This is a genomic window from Paenibacillus brevis, assembly GCF_018919145.1.
GTDB classification, from domain to species: domain Bacteria; phylum Bacillota; class Bacilli; order Paenibacillales; family Paenibacillaceae; genus Fontibacillus; species Fontibacillus brevis.
The window spans coordinates 39918-62373 of the sequence record NZ_JAHLQJ010000017.1; the positions used below are offsets into that span (position 1 = coordinate 39918).

Annotated in this window: 17 protein-coding genes and 1 pseudogene; 14 read left to right on the forward strand and 4 right to left on the reverse strand. The window is 51.5% G+C overall.

Annotated elements, in window-relative coordinates; genetic code table 11:
* The first annotated feature begins 373 nt into the window (after positions 1 to 373).
* Positions 374 to 3451, forward strand: a complete 3078-nt coding sequence (locus KQJ23_RS18260) for a family 43 glycosylhydrolase (RefSeq protein ID WP_249529886.1) — start codon at positions 374 to 376, stop codon at positions 3449 to 3451.
* A gap of 21 nt (positions 3452 to 3472) precedes the next feature.
* On the opposite strand, the gene KQJ23_RS18265 is transcribed toward KQJ23_RS18260, so the two are convergent.
* Complete coding sequence (locus tag KQJ23_RS18265) at positions 3473 to 3739, reverse strand: hypothetical protein (protein WP_216480349.1); 267 nt, start codon at positions 3737 to 3739, stop codon at positions 3473 to 3475.
* Complete coding sequence (locus tag KQJ23_RS18270; protein ID WP_216480350.1) at positions 3740 to 3943, reverse strand: hypothetical protein; 204 nt, start codon at positions 3941 to 3943, stop codon at positions 3740 to 3742.
* Positions 3944 to 4197: 254 nt separating this feature from the next.
* Between KQJ23_RS18270 and KQJ23_RS18275 the strand changes: the two genes are divergently transcribed.
* The 8 genes from KQJ23_RS18275 to KQJ23_RS18310 all read left to right on the forward strand — a co-directional run bounded on the left by KQJ23_RS18275 (position 4198) and on the right by KQJ23_RS18310 (position 14189).
* Complete coding sequence (locus KQJ23_RS18275) at positions 4198 to 5154, forward strand: ABC transporter permease (protein ID WP_216480351.1); 957 nt, start codon at positions 4198 to 4200, stop codon at positions 5152 to 5154.
* Between the two features lie 12 nt (positions 5155 to 5166).
* Complete coding sequence (locus tag KQJ23_RS18280; protein ID WP_216480352.1) at positions 5167 to 6039, forward strand: carbohydrate ABC transporter permease; 873 nt, start codon at positions 5167 to 5169, stop codon at positions 6037 to 6039.
* 49 nt (positions 6040 to 6088) lie between these two features.
* Positions 6089 to 7726, forward strand: a complete 1638-nt coding sequence (locus KQJ23_RS18285; RefSeq protein WP_216480353.1) for an extracellular solute-binding protein — start codon at positions 6089 to 6091, stop codon at positions 7724 to 7726.
* Between the two features lie 355 nt (positions 7727 to 8081).
* Positions 8082 to 9839, forward strand: coding sequence for a sensor histidine kinase (locus tag KQJ23_RS18290; protein ID WP_249529887.1), 1758 nt, complete (start codon positions 8082 to 8084; stop codon positions 9837 to 9839).
* A gap of 139 nt (positions 9840 to 9978) precedes the next feature.
* On the forward strand, positions 9979 to 11535 hold the full coding sequence (locus KQJ23_RS18295) for a response regulator transcription factor (protein ID WP_216480354.1): 1557 nt from the start codon (positions 9979 to 9981) through the stop codon (positions 11533 to 11535).
* Positions 11536 to 11907: 372 nt separating this feature from the next.
* On the forward strand, positions 11908 to 13419 hold the full coding sequence (locus KQJ23_RS18300; RefSeq protein WP_216480396.1) for a carbohydrate-binding protein: 1512 nt from the start codon (positions 11908 to 11910) through the stop codon (positions 13417 to 13419).
* Positions 13420 to 13705: 286 nt separating this feature from the next.
* Positions 13706 to 13942, forward strand: a complete 237-nt coding sequence (locus tag KQJ23_RS18305; protein WP_216480355.1) for a hypothetical protein — start codon at positions 13706 to 13708, stop codon at positions 13940 to 13942.
* Positions 13926 to 14189, forward strand: coding sequence for a type II toxin-antitoxin system RelE family toxin (locus KQJ23_RS18310; protein WP_216480356.1), 264 nt, complete (start codon positions 13926 to 13928; stop codon positions 14187 to 14189). Before KQJ23_RS18305 ends, KQJ23_RS18310 begins: the two co-directional genes overlap by 17 nt.
* Positions 14190 to 14571: 382 nt before the next feature.
* Here KQJ23_RS18310 and KQJ23_RS18315 read toward each other — a convergent pair whose 3' ends face one another.
* Entirely contained in the window at positions 14572 to 16311 is a 1740-nt protein-coding gene (locus KQJ23_RS18315) for a sensor histidine kinase (RefSeq protein ID WP_216480357.1), read from the reverse strand.
* The gene (locus tag KQJ23_RS18320) at positions 16308 to 17042 is read right to left on the reverse strand and encodes a response regulator transcription factor (protein ID WP_216480397.1); all 735 of its coding nucleotides are present in this window, start codon (positions 17040 to 17042) and stop codon (positions 16308 to 16310) included. Before KQJ23_RS18320 ends, KQJ23_RS18315 begins: the two co-directional genes overlap by 4 nt.
* A 358-nt stretch (positions 17043 to 17400) precedes the next feature.
* Here KQJ23_RS18320 and KQJ23_RS18325 point away from each other — a divergent pair.
* From KQJ23_RS18325 to KQJ23_RS18345, 5 genes and pseudogenes are all read left to right on the forward strand, one after another.
* Positions 17401 to 17713, forward strand: a pseudogene (locus tag KQJ23_RS18325) (YbjQ family protein).
* 131 nt (positions 17714 to 17844) lie between these two features.
* Positions 17845 to 18576 carry a CPBP family intramembrane glutamic endopeptidase gene (locus KQJ23_RS18330; RefSeq protein WP_346779426.1) on the forward strand — a complete coding sequence of 244 codons (732 nt, stop codon included), beginning with the start codon at positions 17845 to 17847 and terminating at the stop codon, positions 18574 to 18576.
* Between the two features lie 458 nt (positions 18577 to 19034).
* Positions 19035 to 19907 (forward strand): AraC family transcriptional regulator, encoded by an 873-nt coding sequence (locus tag KQJ23_RS18335; RefSeq protein WP_249529894.1) that lies wholly within the window; start codon positions 19035 to 19037, stop codon positions 19905 to 19907.
* A gap of 178 nt (positions 19908 to 20085) precedes the next feature.
* Complete coding sequence (locus KQJ23_RS18340) at positions 20086 to 21237, forward strand: Gfo/Idh/MocA family protein (RefSeq protein ID WP_216480359.1); 1152 nt, start codon at positions 20086 to 20088, stop codon at positions 21235 to 21237.
* A 13-nt stretch (positions 21238 to 21250) separates the two neighbouring features.
* Positions 21251 to 22423 (forward strand): dihydrodipicolinate synthase family protein, encoded by a 1173-nt coding sequence (locus KQJ23_RS18345; RefSeq protein WP_216480360.1) that lies wholly within the window; start codon positions 21251 to 21253, stop codon positions 22421 to 22423.
* Positions 22424 to 22456 lie beyond the last annotated feature (33 nt).

Here is a 22456-nt window from a genome sequence, read left to right on the forward strand (position 1 = left end):
TTGAACCGGAAGGACTGCTGTACAGTATACACGACATCCAAAAGTATCCAACCAAGACAGAAGGTTAGAACAAGCCAACAACATCTGCGACTGCCGGAACGGACAGTGTGCCGGAGGCGGGGATCCTGAATTCCGGGATGTATGAAATTTTCCTATGGACAGCCTTGTAATCGCTTACAAGATGTTTATCCGGATGGATGGGTTGAAAATCTGAATCAGGAGGTGTCGAAGAAGTAAGATTCGATCAGAGCGTCGTCAATAAAGCGAATAAGCAGGAGAAAAGTAGTCTGGATAGTACGGAGTGCGGCGAAATCCTTATCCCATCTGCCTCGGCGAAGGCGGAGAAGTTAACTGATTCCAAGGAGGACTGCAAATGCTCAGGAGAAGATTCAGGTATCTGCTGCTTTGTCTCGCGGTGCTGCTGATGTTGCCGCAATGGAGCGGAGCGGCTGCGGCGAAAGAACCAACGCCGGATGCGACAGATTTGATGTCGGCATCGACAACGGGGGTGTCGGAGGTGTCAGATTTCTATAATATTATCATGCAGGTAGGAGCCGACCCTTATGTTTACAAGCACACGGACGGCTATTACTATAACGTCTTTGTCAACGCCAGCGGAATCATGATCCGCAGATCGAAGACCATCACCGGCATTGATGCGGGCGAGAGGAGCCTAGCCTGGACGCCGGTTAAGGGGACCATGTACAGTTCCAACGTTTGGGCGCCGGAAATGCATTATCTCAAGGATAATGATGGCAGCTACAAATGGTACATTTACTTTGCGGCTGACAATGGAACCAACGCAAACCATCGCATGTACGTGCTGGAGAACGCCAGTGAGAATCCGATGACCGGAACCTGGGAATTCAAAGGAAAAATCACCGATTCTACTGACCGCTGGGCGATCGACGGCACTGTGCTGACGGTAAACGAGAAACACTATTTCATCTGGTCCGGCTGGGAGGAAACGGATGGAAGCTTTCAAAATCTATATATTGCGGAGATGAGCGATCCACGGACCATCAGCTCGCAACGCGTATTGATTTCGACGCCTGACCATGATTGGGAGACGTCCCCGGGCAGGATCAATGAAGGTCCCCAGGTCAATATCCGCGGCAACACCATTAACCTGGTCTATTCCGCAAATGGAAGCTGGACGGACAGCTACTGCCTGGGATTGATCACGGCCAACATGGGTGAAGATTTGATGAACCCTGGCTCCTGGGTAAAACAGGACCAGCCGGTTTTCTCCAGCGCCAACGGCGTTTACGGCCCGGGTCATCACAGTCTCACCACCTCACCCGATGGCAGCGAGGACTGGATTATCTACCATTCCGCCCGCTGGCCGGGATCAGGTTGGACCCGCAATGTCCGTGCACAGAAATTCATCTGGAACGCGGACGGAACGCCAAACCTGGGAGAGCCTGTCGATCCGAACCAACCGATTGCCGTGCCTTCAGGGGAGCCGGCACGTCAGCGCTATGAGGCGGAAGCAGCCCTGTTGAGTAAAGATCCCAACGGCGGAACGGGTCCCGGAGTTTGGCGGGAAAGTACGGCTTCCGGCGGTAAGAAGGTCGGCAATATCAAGAACGCAAATGATTATGCCCAGTTTATGGTCAATGTGCCGGAGGCGGGATTTTATGTGCTGTCCGTGCGCAATGCCAACGGTTCATCGAATGGAGCGGATGCTTCCCATATCTTATCGGTCAACGGCGGTTCGGGCGCCAAATTGAACATCGTCTATTCCGGCTGGAATCTTTGGGGAGCCTCCACGGCGAAAATCTATCTTAAGCAAGGCAACAATACCATCCGTTTCTCGACGGGGGCGGGCCTTGGTGAAATTGATAGCATCGATCTATTCAAGCTTGATGTTGATTCGGAAATTCTTTTCGATTCTCCGGGATACACGCTAGGATTGGGTGAAAGCCGCAGTTTGCCCGTATATACGGTAACAGGCACTACCACCTATTCCCCTGTTGACGGCGAGGTCTCCTTCAGTTCTTCCAACAAAGAGGTTGCTGATATTGACGGGATTGTGGTCAAGGGCCTCAAGGCAGGCAGCGCTACGATCACCGCGGCATATAACGGGAAAACGGCCACGACCACGGTTACTGTCGCTGCTGAACCTACCTTTGTACAGTCCATTGCCCTCAGCGGAATGAACAACATCCTGACCCGTGGGGACACAGGGCAACTGCAGGTAGCGGCACACTACAACACCTATGAGGTTCAGGATGGGACGGCTGACGCTATGTACTTCAGCAGCAATCCCGACGTGGCCGAGGTTACGGTCACCGGTCAGGTATACGGCGCCGGGCCGGGGGATACGGTGATCAAAGCCGCATACGGCGGCAAGGAAGCACTGTTCAACTTGACGGTAATTCCGGATCCGTCTCAGGTTCCTCAGATTCTTTCTCAAGTAAAGACTCCCTCCGGAGTGACACCCAAGCTGCCCGGTGTCGTTGAGGTCAGCTACGAGGGGGAGATAAGTGCTGCCGATGTCACCTGGAAGCTGGAAGGAATCAGCTTCAACTCACTTGGCATGATTCAGGTGCCTGTCCTGTTGACAATGAATGGCGAGAAGATTCCTGCTGCCGTTTCCGTAGAAGTCATCCCGGGATGGGGGCTTGATGAGATTGTAGATATCATGCGCAACAGGATAGTCGGATTCTCCTATCCTTTGGGCGAGGGCTTGGGAACCTATAGTCAAGATGCATATAATGCTCTCCTGGCTGAGCTGGATCATGCGGAAGCGTTGTCCGCAGACGCTGACCTAAGTGAAGAGCAGTTTGAACAGGTGCTGGATCGCCTTGCAGAAGCGGAAGCAGCCCTGTTAGGCTCGCTCAACCTGACCGAGAATGGCGTGATCTATCATGCTTACCGGGATTTCTCCGGCGATGAGACGGGGAAGTACCCTTACGGCATTACCACCGAGGATCTGACCAATGGCGCTGCCGCCACGGTGCGAGAAGAGGACGGGAATAAATTCCTGCGGCTGACCACAACCGCAACTTCGGGCAAGGCAAACTTGTTCCTGCCGTATGCAGGCGAGGTTAAGGCTGAAGCGAATCAGCGCATCGTCATTGAATACCGCGCCAGATTAAACAGCAGCTTCCAGTACGCCAATGGCGCCATGGTGAGAAATGACAGCGGCACAGGCAACTATTCTATGGTCACGGCTTTTGATGGGGGTAAGATCATTGTGCAGGACGGAGGGACTAAGAAGGCCGTCCAGAACTTCTCTTTGAACACATGGTACAGCATTAAAATGGTCGGCAACTGGAATGCCAAGACTTATACCGTCTATATCGATGATGTTCCAGTAGCCACGGATTACAGCTTCCGTCACACCGGCGGCGACAAGCTGACCGGTCAGCGGTTCGGCATCGACGGCTACGCCAATGCCTCCATCGACTTCGACGATTTCAAAGTCCTGGTCACTGAAAACTAATATTCATATAAAACCAAGGATTCAAGCGGTCTTCTCTAGCTTGAATCCTTGGTTTCTTGCGTCCACTGCGGCTTTCTTGATTAAATGAGCAGCGAGAGAAGTCCGCCCGACCTCCAATCTTACAAAAACCTTGACAAGTATTAGCCTGGTTTTAGCAAGCCTCAAAACTGTAGTGACAATGTGCATTATAATGGCCTCACGAGCACCCACGCCGGCAAATTTAATGCCTTTCGGCGTTAAAATCACCGTAGTAGCACCCACGCCAGCAATTTTAATGCCTTTCGGCACTTATTTCGCCGCATGAAGCACCCCGCCGAGAATTTTAATGCCTTTTAGCACTAAAATCGTCGCCCGAGCACCCATGCCAGCAATTTTAATGCTTTTTGGCACTAAAATCGTCGCCCGAGCACCCACGCCAGCGAATTTAATGCTTTTTGGCACTAAAATCGTCGCCCGAACACCCACGCCAGCGAATTTAATGCTTTTTGGCATTTATTTCTCCGTACTAGCCGCCTGCCAATATTTTTAGTGCTTATCGGCACTTGCCTCACAACGCACGGCGTAACCTCACACTGAAAAAGGCGTCTCCCCATCGTCTGCCACGACTTCGGGACACCCTTTTTTTAGTGCGCGAAAAACAAAAAATCTATAGAAAAACCTAGAGATTCTTAAGGTATGCAACGAAGGGACTGCGGTACAGTAAAAACATCATCATAAAGCAATCAACCAAGAAAGAAGGTTAGAACATGCGAACAACACCCGTGACCGCCGGAACGGACAGTGCGCCGAAGGCCAAGCAAGCCTTTTACGAGACGAAGAGGTTTCGGCAGAATATTCCGCTGCTCCTCATGCTCGTACCGGGGATCCTGTACTACGTGATATTCCGTTATCTTCCTATGGGCGGACTTGTGATCGCTTTCAAGGATTACAACTTCCACGATGGCATCTTATCCAGCCCGTGGGTGGGGCTTAAGTATTTTAAAATATTATTCCAGTCAAGCGCTACGCTGCAGATCATATGGAATACCCTCGAACTGAGTGTTCTGAATCTGATCTTCGGTTTTCCCGCGCCGATCATTATCGCCATCGCCCTGAACGAGGTTCGAAAAAGATGGCTGAAGCGCTGGATACAAACGATTATTTATTTGCCCCATTTCCTGTCCTGGGTCATTATAGCGGGGCTGGTTCTCACCTTGTTTTCAATCGATGGCGGTACGGTCAACAAGCTGCTGGAGCAATGGGGAATGGCGCCGGTGCCTTTTCTGTACCGTATCCAATCCTGGGTTGCAATCTTTATCGGCTCCGGGATGTGGAAAGAAATGGGGTTTGGCGCTATTATCTATCTCGCCGCCCTTTCGTCCATCGATCCCAGCTTATACGAATCCGCCGCCTTGGACGGCGCGGGCAAGCTAAGACAGATCTGGCACATTACGCTGCCGGGCCTCCGTCCTACGATTATTCTTCTTCTGATCCTCGGCATGGGCCGCTTGATGGAAGTAGGGTTCGATCAGGTTTACAATCTGCAGAATCCCACAGTCCTGGAGCAGGCCGAAGTCATCAGTACCTATGTGTACAAAGTGGGGCTGCAGAAGGCCCAATTCAGTCTGACCACAGCTATGGGGCTATTCGAGTCTCTTGTCGGCCTGGTGCTGCTATTGTCCGCGAACGCACTGGCCCGGAAATTCGACCAGGGATTATTCTAGGGGGGAACTACATTGAGAGAGTCGACTGGCGGAAAGATTTTTTCGGTTTTCATTCATACGGTTTTAATTATCATCGCACTCACCTGTATTCTGCCTTTTCTTCATCTGATCGCCTTGTCCTTAAGCGAAGGGCATGCGGTGGATCTGGGACAAGTCTTCTTCTGGCCGGTGGGCCTTGATTTTACGGCTTATGAGTATTTTTTTCAAAATACGCCGGCTTTGCGGGCATTTAACAACAGCGTCATCATCACCTTGGGCGGAACGGCGCTTAGCATGCTGACGACGGTTCTGACGGCGTATCCTTTGTCCCGCCGCTATCTATATGCCCGGAAGCCGTTAACAACAGCCGCGCTGTTCACGATGTTGTTCAGCGGCGGTATGATTCCCACTTATCTGGTGATGAACAATCTGCATTTGACGAATACGTATTGGTCCCTATGGTTTGTAGGGCTGATCAGCACTTATAATATGTTGATTATGAAAAGCTTCTTTGAAAACATTCCGGGTGAAGTGACGGAAGCGGCTCAGATTGACGGCTGCGGAGAGATGCAACTGCTTCTGCGCGTCATATTGCCTTTATCCCTGCCGATGCTGGCTACATTGACGCTATTCTACGGTGTTGGTTACTGGAACATGTTCATGAACGTCATTCTTTACATTAATCGGACGGAACTGCAGAATCTCACGGTAGTCGTGCAGAGCATGCTGCAGATTCAGAGCATGGACAACATGATGGCAATGGATATCATGCAGCAGCAGGAGCTGATCTCCGAGAAGCTCAAGGCGGTAGGCGTTATGGTAATGGTGGTGCCGATGCTGGTCGTGTATCCGTTTTTGCAAAAGTACTTCGTTCAAGGGATTATGCTCGGTTCCATTAAAGGCTAGCGGCAACACATCCATTTATTATAGATCATAGATCGAGAGGAGCTTGCAAATGTTTGAACAAACATCCAAGTGGAACAAAAAGGTCTGGTCATCCGCAGTACTGGCTATCGTGTTGACAGTGGGGGTTGTTGGCTGCAGCCAACCCAAAGAAGAGACAGGAAGTGTAGAAAAAAAGCCCGTCATTACCGTATCTAACTATGACAGAGGCAATATCCCGGCCGCGGAGGGAAGCGTGGAGGAGAACCGCTGGACCAAATGGATTAATGAGCATTCTCCGGTTGAGGCCAAGTTTGTGCCCGTGCTCCGGTCGGAGGCAGTCCAGAAGTTGAATGTGATGTTCGCTTCGGGCAGTGCGCCGGATATGGTCAATGATTATGATACGGGCTTCCGGGATTCCCTCTACCAGCAGAAGCAGTTGCTTCCTCTGGATGATTACTTGCAGTATGCCCCCGAATATGAAAAATTGCTGGAAAAGTATCCTCAATTGCGCGAGGTGGGCACCAAGCCGGACGGCAAGCTTTATGAAATCGGCAAAATTAACGAGCCCCATCTGCAAAGCGTGGCGTTTATCCGGGTGGATTGGTTGAAAAAGCTGGGCCTGGAGGTGCCGAAGACGACTGATGAGCTGATTACAGTCTTGAAGGCTTTTGTAGAGCAGGATCCTGACGGCAACGGCAAGAAGGATACGTACGGAACGAATATCAGCTATACCTCCGGCGGCATGGTGGATTCCATGTTCGGCGCGGGCGGCTGGGCGATCTCGGCTGATGACAAAATCATCCGCAGCTGGGATAATACGCTGGAGGCGACGAAATTCAAGAAGAGATTGTTCGAGGAAGGGCTGATCGACCCGGATTACCTGGCCGACACGAACGGCTCCAAGGCAAAGCAGGATTATTTGAACGGCAAGGTGGGCGTTTTCCTGCCTCCGCAAATCAATAACTGGTTTGAGAGTACGGTCACTGATATCAAGACCATCAGAAGGGTGGTTCCGGAAGCGGAAATTGCCCCGATGATGCAGCCCGAGTCGCCTATGGGACAGTTTACCCATCACGTGACCAACCCGATTCAGATGACGACCGTGGTTAATGCTGCGGCCAAAGATCCTAAGGCCGTGATGGAATATATCAACTTCATGCTCCAGCCGGATACGGCGCTCACGCTGAGAAAAGGACTGGAGGGAGAACATTGGAACAAGGGGGCGGACGGTGCGCCCGTTGTGATTGATCCCGACAAGAATACGAAGGAAGTGGATTGGGCCGCGGACTACACCATGTTCTATTCCCTCCCGCAGAATCCATTTTTGACTTCCTTGTCGGCATTTAATGTGGAGGATCCGGATCAGAAGGCAGGGCTGGAGATGATGCAGCAAGCGGATCAGTTCTTGCTCAATCCGAACGCCAAATATCCTGCTCTGAGCCACTACGAGCATATGCCGGTATTGCCAAGCGATCTGGTGGTTATTAATACCAACGTGAGTAAAGAAGTGAGCGACATCATTGTCAAAGGAATCATCGGCGGGTCCAAATATACGGCGGATCAAGCTATTGCGGATGCTAAAGCGGCCTGGGAGAAGGGCGGCGGCAAGCAGATTGAGGAATACATGAATACGTGGTATCAAGAAAATAAAGATACTGCTTTCCTAGGCGATGATGTACTAGAGATGGTTCGCTCTCAGCTGAAGTAGTAGTTCAAAAAGTCATCTTTCCATGACGAAGCCATTCATGAAGCGGATTCGACGTCGAATCTTAAATTCAGCCGGGCCTTCCGTTGCTCACGTAGCCTCCAGCTACGCTGCGCTACTCAGTCCCTAGCTTCATTTAACCTTCTTGGTCCTGAAAACCCGACCTTTTGAACATTTATTTAAAGTAAGCTTGGAAGGAACACCGTAAAAAAAGTAAATAAGAACTTGGTCCGGTAGCAGCCGGGCCAAGTTTTGTTTTAAAATTACTTTGTAAGGGGTTACAATTGGATTTCATCATCGTTTCGGGGAGGGAGATAGGCTGAATCCGATAAGCTGGCCGGGGAGGATTGCCGGAAAAATGAAGGGCAGCTTCAAGCTGAAGCTGATTGTACTGCTCTCCTGTATGGTCACAATAGCCTTTGCATTAGCGGGGTGGCTGGTCTCCCGCTTAAATGTCCAATTGATGGAGGATGAGATCAGCAAGCAGTTCTCGATTGCCAATGAACAGGCTTTGGCCAGATTGGAGCTCACCTTTCAGGAGGTAAGCCGGGTATCCCAATCCATTATACTGAATCCTTCTATAGAAATGTTCGTCACGGAAAGCCTTGATCCCGGAGGGGATCTCTATACTCAATTCAAGAACCGTAAGTACGTGGAGGAGCAGCTGATCACGCTGCAAGTGGATACGCCGTCGATTCGGTCCATCTTTCTGTTCAATGAAAACGGAGATTTGGCGGTTCTCTCTCAAAATGGGGCATCAGGAAAACCCGGTCCTGAGGAGATGGCCATGGTAACTGGCAAGCTGGAGTCTCATCGGGGAAATCTGGTCTGGGGACGGGCCAGTCTGCCCAGTGCCGTCGATCCCGGCGGACGACGGACGGTGCTGATTGCCGCCAGACGGATGCTCAATGATAAGCTGATTCCGTACGGAACCATGGTAGTGGTCATGGAGGAAAGCTTGGTATCCAAGGTGCTGAGGGATCTTACGGAGAACGGCAACGGCAAGGTACTGCTGCTGGAGCCTCTGGGTGGACTGCTCTACTCCAATACGAATCAGGAGGAGACGGAGCAGCTCATGCGCTTGATCGAAGCAGGCGATCCCAAATATTCGAAGATGAGCGGGGTCACCTATTTATTTGTCCGCCATCGCCTGGAACCGGCAGGCTTCACGCTATACGGAGGGGTCTCTCTGGAGGAGATTCAACGCAAAAACAAGGACATCATTCATATCTTTGTGTTTGCCGGAATTGGTGTCGTGCTTCTCAGCGCCCTGCTAATTACGCTGTCTACCAGAACCCTGCTGAAGCCTTTGGCCGATCTGATGAGGGGGCTGCGAAAATTGCGCTCAGGGGATTTCTCGGCGCGGATCAGCGTCCGTTCCGGCGATGAGCTGGGATTTATCGGTGAGAGCTTCAACAGCATGGCGGAGCAGGTAAGCACTCTGATCAACAAAGTGTACCTGGCCCAGATCAGTCAGCGGGAATCGGAATTAAAAGCGATTCAGGCGCAGTTGAACCCGCATTATCTGCACAACCTGTTCAATGAACTGTACTGGAAGCTGTATAATGACGATCAGACGGAGGCGGCGCTGCTGGTCAATGCCATTTCGGAGATGTTGAAGTATTCGCTTAAATCCGTCAAGACCGATACGACGCTGGGAGAAGAATTGCAGCAGATACGGAACTACATTAAAATTCAGACCGAATTGTTTACCGGTGAGGTTGAAACGATCATTCAGGCCGAAGAGGCGTTACTGAATCTGCGGATGATGAGATGTCTGCTGCTGCCGGTGGTGGAAAATGTTTTTGTGCATGCCTTCCGCAATATGGATGAAGACAGGGTGCTCAGAGTAAAGGCGGCTATACAGGATGGAGCGCTTCATATCGAGGTGGCTGACAACGGCTGCGGCATGGATGACAGCACTTTATGGGCTTTAAAGGAAGTTGAGGATGTGCTGCCGGAGAACAACAAAACGGGAATCGGCTTTAAAAGCGTGCTGCGGCGCATTGAGCTGGTGTACGGGGCTCCTTACGGAGTAGAGATTTCCAGCGTCAAGGGAAAAGGAACGACCGTTCACATCAGGCTTCCTGTTCAGACGATGCCGCAAGAATACTAAGCTTATGCTTCTGAAGCAGTATTGAATGATAAGGAGTCGAGGAAGCAATGTTCATAAAACTAGGCCTGTGCTTTCGAAGCAAGTTATGCTCGAAGCTTCTCGGGAAGTAACACTTACAAAACTTTGAGGGGGAAACCGAGTGAAAGCCAAGCTGTTTATCGCCGAGGATCAGCCGAATTTTCGCAAAGGATTGCTCAAGCTGGCCGGGAAACGGTCCGCCGAGTGGGTAGTGGCGGGAGAAGCGGCAAATGGCCGGGCCGCTCTATCCTCGATGGAGCAATGCGTCCCGGACCTGCTGTTAACCGATATCCGCATGCCCCATATGGATGGACTCGAACTAGCCGAGGAAATCAAGGCTCGCGGCTGGGGGACCAAGATTGTGATCATCACAGGATTTAAGGATTTTGCTTATGCCCAGTCCGCTCTCAAGTTCGGAGTGCTGGACTTCATCACGAAGCCCTGCGTGGAAGCGGATATATTGAACATGCTTGACAAGACCTACGTACGGCTGATCGAAGAGAATCAGTCCGGGCGGTTGGTGGAGGATTGGAAGCGACAGCATGAGGACAGCCAGCTTCGTTCGGCGCTTATGGGCATGTCCTGCAATAATGGAGAAGTGCAGGCTTTGCTTGGACGGATGAAGGAATGCGAGCTTTACTTTCTTAGCATCCCTGCCTATATTTCCGCAGAAAAGCAATATTCTGCCCAGGATATGCCGCTATTGCAATTTGCTCTTGGCAACATTGTCAGAGAGCATTTGCATAAATGGTATGGCGCAGGCTTTCGGCTCTTTTCCTTGAGTTCATCGGAATGGGCTTTATTGGTGGATGGAGAGGAGTCCCGGCCGGAAATGCCCCCAACCTGGTTGCAGACCCTCACCGATTCGATTCAGCATTATCTGAAGCTGGCGCTTGCCTGCAGCGGACAAGGACGATGCCGCACGGCGGAGGACCTTCGCCAGGCTTACGAGCGATATTGCAGCGGATCGGGCCGGGAGGCGGCCTCTGAGCGCAGCGCGGACTATGAATCTTTACTTAACCAGACGGCGCTTTACGAAAAGGAGAAGGAAATCGTGTCCTGGCTGATGTCGGAAGACAACGGACGCTTGAACAAGGAGCTTCTGGATCAAGTGGCCCGAATCGGCAATATGCCCCAGCAAACCGCCAAAATTGAAGCCCTGCTCTTGGCCGCAGCCCTTCTTCGGCTGGTGCAGGTACAGTTTCCCGAATGGCGGATGGCCTCACGTTCCATCGAGTGGGGCTCCGTCTACAAATGCGAGACGCCCGAAGAGATTACCGAGTGGCTGCAGATGTACATCCGTGAATTTCTGGATTCCCATAATAACTGGCTTGCCGGAAAAAAAGACAATCCGGTTAAGCAAGCAATCCGGTTTATCGAAGAAAAGTACATGGAAGAATGCGGATTGGCCGAGGTGGCGGCCCATGTTCATCTCAACCCCAGCTACTTCAGCAACCTGTTCAAAAAAGAAACCGGCGAGAGCGTCACTGCTTATATCCAAAACCTGCGCGTGAAGAAAGCAAAGCTCCTGCTCAAAAGCACGGACATGAAGGTCTTCGAAATTGCTCAAGCCGTCGGCTTCAATGATTCCAATTACTTCACGCATATGTTCAACAAAATAGCCGGGCTTTCGCCAAAGGAATACCGCAAGCGGACCCCGGCAACCTCTCATGACTGATAAAAATATACCTCATAATTTGAAAATTTAAGAAACTATGACAAATTCATAGTTTCTTTTTTTGTCATAATTCCCCGCAAGCCTTTCGTAGAGTAAGATTCCCGACAGATAAGGAGCCCTAATTCCGCTTGTTTTTCTCATAACTATGTTTATTTAGAAAATTATAGCAGGAATCATGGAGGAATATGTAAAATATATCAAATGTAATCATTTTTTAGATTGTCTTGAGAGATTGACGATCTATGGAAAGGAGGTCAACGGATAGACTGATAGTTTCTGCTCCTGACCGGGAGCACAATATTAAACTGCGGGGAGGAATAAACATTGACTCAGGCAAAAGTATTCCGTAAAGCAAGTATTTGGCTGCTCGCTATGGCTCTAATTGTTCCGTTATTTTCGTTTTCCGCATTTGTTGACGGCAAGCCTGCCGGAGCTGCGGGAGACCGCAAGCTGGTTGGCTATTGGCATAATTTTGATAATGGTTCCAGCAATATTCGGTTGAGAGAGGTTTCCCCGGATTTTGACGTCATTCAGGTAGCGTTTGCAGAGCCAGCAGGAGGATCGACGAGCGGGAGCATGGCATTTCAGCCTTATAACGCTTCCGTAAGCGAGTTTCAGGGCGATATCCGTCAACTGCAAGGGCAAGGCAAAAAAGTATTGATTTCCATCGGAGGAGCCAACGGAACCATAGAATTATCGTCCGAGCAGGCTCGGCAAAATTTTGTCAGGACGATGAAGGATATTATCGATACTTACGGCTTTAACGGCTTGGATATTGATCTGGAAGGAAGCTCATTGTCCTTGAACGGCGGTGACACGGATTTCAGAAACCCGACGACGCCGAAAATTGTGAACTTGATCTCTGCGGTGCGGGATATTCTGAACAGCTACGGTTCGGACTTCATGCTGACCATGGCTCCGGAAACGGCATATGTGCAAGGCGGGTATGTGGCGTACGGCGGTCCTTGGGGCGCTTATTTGCCGGTGATCTACGCATTGCGCGAGCAACTGGATTATCTGCATGTTCAGCATTACAACTCCGGCCCGATGACCGGGCTTGACGGCAAATCCTATGCGCAAGGAACAGCGGATTTTCAAGTGGCCATGGCCGAAATGCTGCTGCAGGGATTTGACGTAGGCGGCAATGCGAATTATAAATTTCCGGCGCTTCGCCCGGAACAGCTGCTCATCGGCCTTCCGGCCACACAAGCGGCAGCGGGCGGCGGCTATACGACGCCGGATAATGTGCACAAGGCACTGGATTATCTTATGAAAGGCCAATCGTTCGGAGGCAGCTACACCTTGCGCAATCCGCAAGGCTATCCCGGCTTCAAAGGTCTGATGACCTGGTCGATCAACTGGGACAAAGTAGCCAATTATGAATTTTCCCGCTCTCATCGGGCTTATCTGGACGGTCTCGGGACGGACCCGGGACCAGAACCTAACCCAAATCCTGACACGACGCCGCCAACCGTTCCGAGTGAACTTCGCGTGACTGCGACTACACCGAATAGCATCACTTTGGTGTGGAATGCTTCCACAGATAACGTGGGCGTTGCCGGATACACCGTCGTCTACGGCACAAGCAGCGTGAACGTCAACACCACCACCGCGACTATCAGCGGCTTGTCTCCGAATACGACGTACACGTTTACCGTCACTGCCAAAGACGCCGCCGGCAATGCTTCCGCGGCTGTCTCCGTCCAAGGAAAAACGACAGCCCAGGATAACCCGGGCGAAGCTCAACCCTGGCAGGCATGGGTTTCCTATAGTGTCAACGACCAGGTGACCTACAACGGCAGCGTCTATACCTGCATCCAGGCGCATACTTCCCTTCCGGGATGGGAGCCGGCCAATGTGCCTGCTTTGTGGCAGTTGAAGTAGGGATGGGGGAGCGTAGTAATTGATTATGTAGAAAGAGGAGCACGCGTCTTGGTATGAGATGCGGGCTCCTTGCGGTAGATTCGAATGTTCAAGGTAGCGACACCTCTAATCCAAACGCCGGATTTTATAATTTAGTCGAGGGTGAAAAACGAGGATACATGCACTCCGATGATGAACACCTCAGTTGCGGGAAGGTGGCACCAAAGTGAGCTAGACCCGGTGCGTGAATACGTTGTTAGCTGATGCTATAATGGTTATAGTTACTTCTCGAAAGGGGTTGTTATATATGGCTGTATCCAAGAAGGATATTGCTAACCTTATTCAACAATTACCAGATAAAGATATTCCGCTCGTAGCTGATTTCTTAAAACGCCTCATTAGTCATCCCCTTGATGCTCATATCCCCTTCGATGATGAAGAATTAACAGAAGACGACTTAAAGGCAATTGAACAAGCGGAACTAGAGTTCCGACAAGGGAAAACCATTCGTCTTAAGGATATCGAGCATGAATTACGAAATTGAGTTAAGTACAGAAGTGACAAAGTACCTTCGCAAGCTGGATCAGCCAATCAGAATAAGGCTCTTAAATCACTTAACCCTACTCGCCGAAAATCCCAGGCATGCTGAACTTGATATCAAAAAGCTGCAAGGGAGAAAGAACCTTTATCGTTTAAGAGTTGGGACCTGTCGCATTCTCTACACTATCAAAGAAGCTCTTTTAATTGCATATGTCGTAACAATAGGTTCGCGAGGCGATGTTTATAAATGACCCGTACAAGCTAAATTGTAGGGGTCTTTTTTTGTAATTTGATTAGTTGCGAAGAGGGGGGAGCGGACGGCGAATCTGCCTATGAACGAGGTAGAGATTACCGTAGCCAAGCGGCCAAAATGGTCTGAGGGAGGTACTCGATTAGCCTAACGGGATTGAACATCGAGTTTCATGGTCCATGAAGTTCCGGAAAGGCCCCAATAGACAAACCCCAATTTCTGATATAACTTCACGACGGAAGTATTCTGGGGGTCAACGCTCAAGGAAAGCGATTTGTCGGAATGAAAAGGGCGGAGTGACGGGCAGTATTACATGGGGGCTGCTCTTCGAATTTTGCTCAACTGAGCGTTTACACAGGGAAGAATCATTCCCAGCCAAACGCTCAGTTGGGCAATAAGATCTCAATTATCGTGCCTTGCCACACTTTAGATTTTACCTGGATTTCTCCGCTATGCGCTTCCACGATGGTTTTGGCGATGCTCATCCCGAGCCCGGATCCTTCCGTCGATTCATCGGAATTCGTTCCCCGGTAGTAGCGATTGAACAAATGATGCAGCGTTTCCTCGTCCATCCCTTTGCCATTATCGATTACTCGTATGCATGCCTTGTCGTTCATCCTGCCGACATAGACGTTGACAATCACGCCAGGCGGGTTATGCTTCACGGCGTTGGACAGCAAATTGTCCATCAACCGCATCAGCCAGGTTTCATCGGCCTGTATCAGCAAGGGACAATCCTCCCCAACATAGTGAAACTGATACTCAGACATCATGGCGTCGTTGACATACTTCAGTACGGAGCAGCGCACCAGCTCAACCAAGTCGATCTCCCGAAACTTCAAGATCGAATCGCCCTGCTTGAGCTGATGAATCAATGAGAAGTCGGAGATCAGCTCCAGCATATAATCCCCCTTTTCCCGGATCGTCGAGCCCATGATGCGCATCTCCTCTTGGCTCCATTGCTCAGGCAAGCTCTCTAGCATATACCCATAACCTTGAATTGTGGCCAGTGGCGTACGCAGATCGTGGGAAATCCCTGACATCCACTCCGCTTGCGCCTTTTCCAGCCTCTCGCGTTCCTTCTCGATCTGAGCCAATTGATGAGTCATCTGATAGAAGGATTCAATCACTTCCTTATAGAGCCTGTAGCGGATGCGCATCATGCCGTTGCGGCGGAATACCTTGCGCATGTCCTTGGCGGTCAGTACCTGGTCGTACTGTCCCCGGCCCATACGTTCGAACCAGCCTGCGAACAGAATCAGCGGCTGACCGTAGCGGTAGCCATGCCAGATGGAAATCGGCAGCGCCAAGAGCAGGATCAGAACTGTAATCCGGATGAGTCCACGCGTTGCCTTTTCCATCACAGGATGCTTCAGAGGGGCTTCCGCTGCATGGGGTGTATAGAGAATCCACGTCATTCCGCTCAGCTTGTCCCGATGGGCGACAATATTCGTGTCATAGTTGCTGGGCGATTGCTGGATGGCCAGGATATCCAGCTGTCGATACGCCTTCTGCACGTATGCTCCATCGCCGATGCCTTGTACGATATGGCTCTCGGGGTCGATGACCTGCAGATAGCTGCCGGTTTTGCGCAGCCGCCGGTCCAAGTGGGAAACCGCTTCGCTACGCACGATTCCAAGCTGCCCGTAGGCATCAAACCAGGCAACGAGCTGGTCAAGGTCAGGACTAGGATAGCCCAGCATATACAGAAGCGGGTCTTGGAAAGCAAAATTAAGCTGAGTGTGTACGGCATACGTCTCAAACGTCCGTGTCTCTTGGATATCGAGCAGTTGAGCGATGGAGTAGGAGGCCGGCAGCGTATGATGCGGAGTTGTATTGACGGCGTAGATCACCTCTCCTTCGGCACTGACAACCTGCAGCCACATGCCTTTTTCCTCGATGAGCTTGTCCCACTCGGGGGAGATCTGAATCGTCCCGTCCTTGTAATGAGCTTCTTGAGCGATCTGTTGCAGGACGCCAACCGGAAAGTTCCGGCGTATCTCATTACTCGTCATGTTCTGGAAAAACAAGATGCAGGCAACCAGAGTAATAACCACCATAAGCAGGGCATAAAAAATCAATTGATACGTGAAGTGGAAGGCCATGCGCTGTTGGATCTTCATCGCTCCTGCGGCTCCTTCACCAGCTTGTAGCCAAGCCCGCGTACGGTAAGCAGCAGCTTCGGATTACCGGGGTCGATCTCGATCCGCTCTCGGATGCGCCGGATATGCACCATTACCGTCGAATCATCGCCCTGTCCGTTGATCCCCCAAACCTTGTCGTAGAGCTGTGTTTTGGAAAATACGATGCCGGGAAACTTACAGAAGTGCAGCAGCAACTGGAACTCCTGCGCGGGGCAAGGAACTGGCTGTCCCTCCACGATTAGTTCGCCCTCCACCTCGTTGACGGTGAAGCGGCCAAACCGATAAATCCCCGGATCGGGCCGTTTCGCCGGACTGGACGTCGAGGTTTCTGGCTCCAGTCGGCGTATGCGTGCCTGAATTCTTGCGGCCACCTCCAGAGGATTGAAGGGCTTCGTGATATAATCGTCCCCGCCCATAGCGAAGCCTCGCAGGACATCGAGATCAGAAGCCTTGGCGGTCAGAAACAAAATATGCGGATTCCCGTATTTGCGGAGCTTGGAGCAGAGCTCCAGGCCGCTGCCGTCGGGGAGCATGATGTCGAGCAGGAGGATATCGGGGGCTTCACGCTTCGCTAAATCGAGAGCTTCCGCACAGGTGGAGGCCGCATACAGCTGATGAAACCCTTCCCTGTGAAGCACCATTTGCAGCATCGTGACAATCGAAGGCTCGTCGTCGACGATTGCGATTTTAATATCGGATAGACTTGTCATTGTTTTCACCCATTTCCATAGTAGCATAATCACTTTAACAGAACCTAAACGGCGGGAGTGAAATTAAGCTGATGTTTGTCTATCCGTTTAGGTTCTGTTTCATTGGGGCTGGTAGGATAGGGGTGAGAAAGCTATTCGACATAAAAAGGCTTAGTTTATTAGCTACCGGGGTCAAGCCAACTTTGGGCAAACCCGTTTGGGAGGTCATCGGTTGATTCTAATGGGGCGCTTTCCAGAATGTACTGGATGAACACTCGCGCCCAATAGGAGCTCATCCGAAAAAGGCCGGTTGGGGTCAGAAGCGGAAAACAGCAACAAAAGTATTATCATTTAGCCAGGCCAATTGAGGAGGATATTTATGATTATAACCACTACATCAACTATTGAAGGTTCCCCGATACGGCAGTATCTGGGCATTGCTACCGGTGAAGTCATTATAGGAGCCAACGTATTCAGAGACTTTAAGGCTTCGATTACCGACCTCGTAGGGGGGGCGTTCGGGCGCTTACGAAGGCAAGCTTCAGGAAGCAAGAGATATGGCATTTGCTGAGATGACTCAGAAAGCTTCAGGGATGGGAGCTAATATGATTGTCGGAGTCGACATTGATTATGAAGTCATTCGCGATGGCATGCTGATGGTTGCCGTAAGCGGGACGGCCGTGATCGTTTAATACCACGATGTTTGCCTGTTGTCTGGACCGTTCGTTCTGTTCTGCCGATAATCTCTGAAATCTCTAGCGTATCAACTTATATACTAAATAAGTCGTTATCTACGCATAACGATGCAAAAAGGTGTACACCCGTGAAAAATGTTGAAAAATTGTCTGAAACTGAAAAGGAACTCATGGAGGTGATTAGCTCTTCCACGTCCACTATGCCCCAAGCCCGACCTGGCTGGCCAGAGACCCTAACTGCACTGGGTCTCTACCTGATCGGCATTGTTATGCTCGGTCTTTGGATGTCACAAATCCCTGACGAGCAAGCCATCTTGAGAATTAACATTGGGGGTGTAGGCAATGGTCTCGTTGGTCTCGCCGCCTTGTTCGCAGCCTACGCCCTGCGGGTTCGCGATCTACGCGCTTTCGGTTTCCGGGCGATCGAACGGAAATGGCTACTTGTGGGAGCCGCCCTCGGTGTTGTCGCGTTCGGCGGATGCTTCGTTATAGAGGGGGTGTATTTTCACTTCATCACCGAGCCGAACAACCAAGCGGACTTCCAGATGGCGGCGCAAGGTGGCGCGCTCTCACTCTTCGTTCTGCTTATCACTGGCGCTATCCTCACACCGCTCGGCGAGGAGTTTGTATTCCGTGGCGTTATTGCCAATGCGCTGAACCGTTACGGAGCATGGGGTGGCGTGGTTGGCAGCGCTGCGATCTTCGGCGTCGTTCATGGATTCAACGTCATCCTGTTCGACGCATTCATGGTCGGCATCCTGAATGGTATACTGTTCCGTAAGATGGGTTCCATCTGGCCCGGGGTAGTGGTGCATATCGTGTATAACGGCCTCAATCTTCTCTACTATTCTACGCTATAGATCTAATTTCATGAGACATCGTGGCAGAGACAAACAGCTCGATCAGCTGCGCGCGACCGTGGCTGTCTATGATCGTAGCGTTTTAGCATAGATGTAATGCTCATCATTGTCGGGCGTGGCCCGGCCATATACCGCCGTTCAAGGGAGTGGCAGATATATCCTATTTTGAGAACATATCGGTCAAGTAAGAAGTAGCTATGAGAGTTCTTTGGTTGCCTCAGATGGATCCTGAATGGCTCGGACAATAGCGACATCTATTCGTTGAATGGAGCTAACGGGCAAATCCTGGATTTGTCGACAATGCCTATATCCCGAATGAGTATAGATAATCAAGCGAAAGGTGGAGGCAGTCTAACCTTTTGAGTTGGCTTGGAAGCCGAATGTTGTAACAAAGCCTCTGATCGCGTTAAAATAGCTATAAATGAAACGCTTTAAAAAACGGGGGCTTCGCCGTGACGATGAAACGGATCGACTTGTCTAGAAATGCGGTTGACGTATACGAGCAGAAGCATATGAATGGCCATCTTGTGTCTGAGCATTATCATCCGACGCACCAGCTGCTGTTTGTGCTGGAGGGCGAAGGCGCGATCCGGCTGAACGGTGAGGTACGGAAGCTGACTGTTGATGATACGGCGCTGATTGTGCCGTACTCCTTACACTCGGTCATGTCAGACTCCAGGCTGACCTTGCTAGTGTTGGCGTTTGACGAGGAAGTACTCGATAAAGATATGAAGGATCAGTTGCTTCACGTTTACTTCTCTGATTCTTGCTTGTTAAAGCCGGGAATGTTTGCTGCGAGCGAGCTCCGTCAATGGCTGAGAAAAATGCTGTTCGAGCAGTCCAGAGAGTCGTCGCCGCTTGTCCGGCTTTCACTCAAGGTCCAATTATCTCAACTGCTGCTCTTGCTGGTTAGTTCTGTCGAGACAGAGGTCTCTGGAGCAGGCTCCAGCTCCAATAGGCTGCGCGCCGAGAAAATCCGCAGCTACATTGATTCGAAGTATTTCGATCCGCTGACCGCAGGGGATATCGCCTCCAAGCTGGGCATCAGTACACGGCACCTGAACAACATTTTCAAGGAACGGTACGACATGACGCCAATTCAATACTTAACCGAGGTGCGTATTCGCGTCGCTCAGAAGCTGCTGGAGGAAACGGACAAGGACGTCATTTCCATCTGCTTCGAGGTTGGATACGACTCTGTGTCCACGTTCTATAGGTCATTCAAAGCCGTTGCCAAGCTGTCGCCGAAAATGTACCGGGAGTCTAATGCCCATGCAAGCCAAGCAGGCAGGGAGCTTGCGCCCATAATCAACGAACGACCGGATAATTGATTGAATTTGATATCCCCTCTATCCCCTCTATCCCCCATCGGCTGAGTGCTGGCGGGGGATATTTCTTGCCTTGAAGAAATCGCTTCCGAAATTGAGAATCGTGTTCCCGGAGTTGTAAGAAATGCGGTTATGAATCGGGCTACAATACGGGTATACGAAGCGAAGGGAGCAATGAATAATGGCAGTTCGCAATATCGGAATTATTATGAACGGGGTTACCGGACGAATGGGGACCAACCAGCATTTGATCCGTTCAATTCTTGCAATTCGTAAGCAGGGGGGCGTTGCGCTTCCAGGGGGAGACGTCGTCATGCCTGATCCGATTCTGGTCGGCCGGCAGGAGAACAAGCTACAGGCGTTGGCCGCCACTCATGGGGTTGAGCGCTGGAGCACGGATCTTGAAGCCTGTCTTGCCGATCCCTATAATGAAATTTATTTTGATAGTCAGACGACGGTACGCCGCGCAGAAAGCATCAAGCAGGCAATCGCCGCGGGCAAGCATATTTATTGTGAGAAGCCGACGGCCGTCGATTTGGATGGGGCGCTTGAACTGGCGAGCATCGCGACCAAGGCTGGTGTGAAAAACGGGGTCGTCCAGGATAAGCTGTTTTTGCCCGGATTACTCAAGCTGAAGCGTCTGATCGATTCCGGCTTCTTCGGACGCATCCTGTCGGTGCGAATGGAGTTTGGCTATTGGGTGTTCGAGGGCGATTGGCAGCCGGGTCAGCGGCCATCGTGGAACTACCGCAAGGAAGACGGCGGCGGGATTATCGTCGACATGTTTGCCCATTGGCGTTATGTGCTCGAGAACCTGTTCGGGGAAGTGGAATCCGTGTCTTGTCTTGCCGCTACGCATATTCCGAAGCGTCTGGACGAACAAGGCGCCCCATATGATTGCACGGCAGACGATGCAGCCTACGCCACGTTTGAGATCAAAGGCGGGATTATCGTACAGGCCAATTCGTCCTGGGCGGTGCGCGTCGACCGGGACGACTTGCTTACGGTGACCGTTGACGGCACCGAAGGCAGTGCGGTGGCAGGCTTGAGAGATTGCAAGACGCAGCACCGGGTCAACACGCCGAAGCCGGTATGGAATCCGGATATTCCGAATCCGTTCCGGTTCCGTGACCAATGGGTGGAGGTACCTGACAATGCAATGTTCGATAATGCCTTCAAGGTACAATGGGAAATGTTCCTGAAGCATGTCGTCATCGATACGCCGTTTTCGTGGGATCTGCTTGAAGGGGCAAAGGGCACCCAGCTTGCCGATCTCAGCTTGCAGTCATGGCAGGAACGCCGCTGGATTGACGTGCCGAAGCTGAGCTTGTAAAGGGGGAATACAGATGGCCAAATCGCTGATTCTCCCCCGCGCAGGGGGAGCGTTGTACGAATACGCTCCGGGCAAAAGCGCCTTGTTCGCCCAGTCGGCCAAGCCGCCGTTTACGGGCCGCATCGCCTTCTCCGCCGCCCATGTGGTCTGCGATCCTTTTGCAGACGCCGATCCGCTGCATCACGCGCCGATTGACTGGAACTCGACGCTCGCCTATCGGCATCATCTGTGGTCGCTCGGTCTGGGTGTGGCGGAGGCGATGGATACTGCACAGCGAGGCATGGGTCTCGACTGGAACAGTTCGAAAGAGCTGATCCGCGCCTCGATCTCGGAAGCGCACTCGGTCGGCGGCAAAATCGCCTGTGGCGCCGGAACCGATCATCTGCTTCCGGGGCCTTCGGTCACAATCACTGACGTGGAAGCCGCCTACGAGGAGCAAGTCGGCTTCATCGAGGGCGAAGGCGGACAAGTCATTCTGATGGCGAGCCGTGCGCTTGCCGCTTGCGCGAAAGGGCCGGAGGATTACGAGCGCGTATACGGGCGCATCTTGGGACAAGTGAAGCAGCCTGTTATCCTGCATTGGCTCGGTGACATGTTCGATCCTGCGCTGGCCGGTTATTGGGGCTGCAAGAATGATCTGGAAGAGGCGATGGATGTTTGTTTGCGCGTCATTCGGGCACACGCAGATAAGGTGGACGGGATCAAAATATCACTGCTCGATGCAGATAAAGAAATCAAGATGCGCCGGCTGTTGCCGGAGGGTGTCAAGATGTACACCGGCGACGACTTCAACTATCCGGAGCTCATCAAGGGCGATGAGCAGGGTTACAGCCATGCGCTGCTTGGTATATTCGACGCGATTGCGCCAGCTGCCGCCCAGGCGCTCCACGCGCTTGATAGGGGGGATCTGGCGGGTTACGATTCAATCATGGAGCCTACAGTCGCCTTGTCGCGTCATATTTTCCGGAAGCCGACGTACGCCTACAAGACAGGAATTGTATTTATGGCCTATTTGAACGGTCACCAGCCGCATTTCCGTATGATCGGCGGAGCGGAGGGATGGCGTTCCATTGTCCATTTGGCCGAGTTGTTCGTGCTTGCTGACCGGGCAGGGCTATTGGCCGATCCGGAGCTTGCTGTTCAGCGGATGAAGCCTGTTCTGGCACTGGCGGGTATTCGGCCGTAATCATCGTTAGCGATATTTAAAATCCGGGAGGGA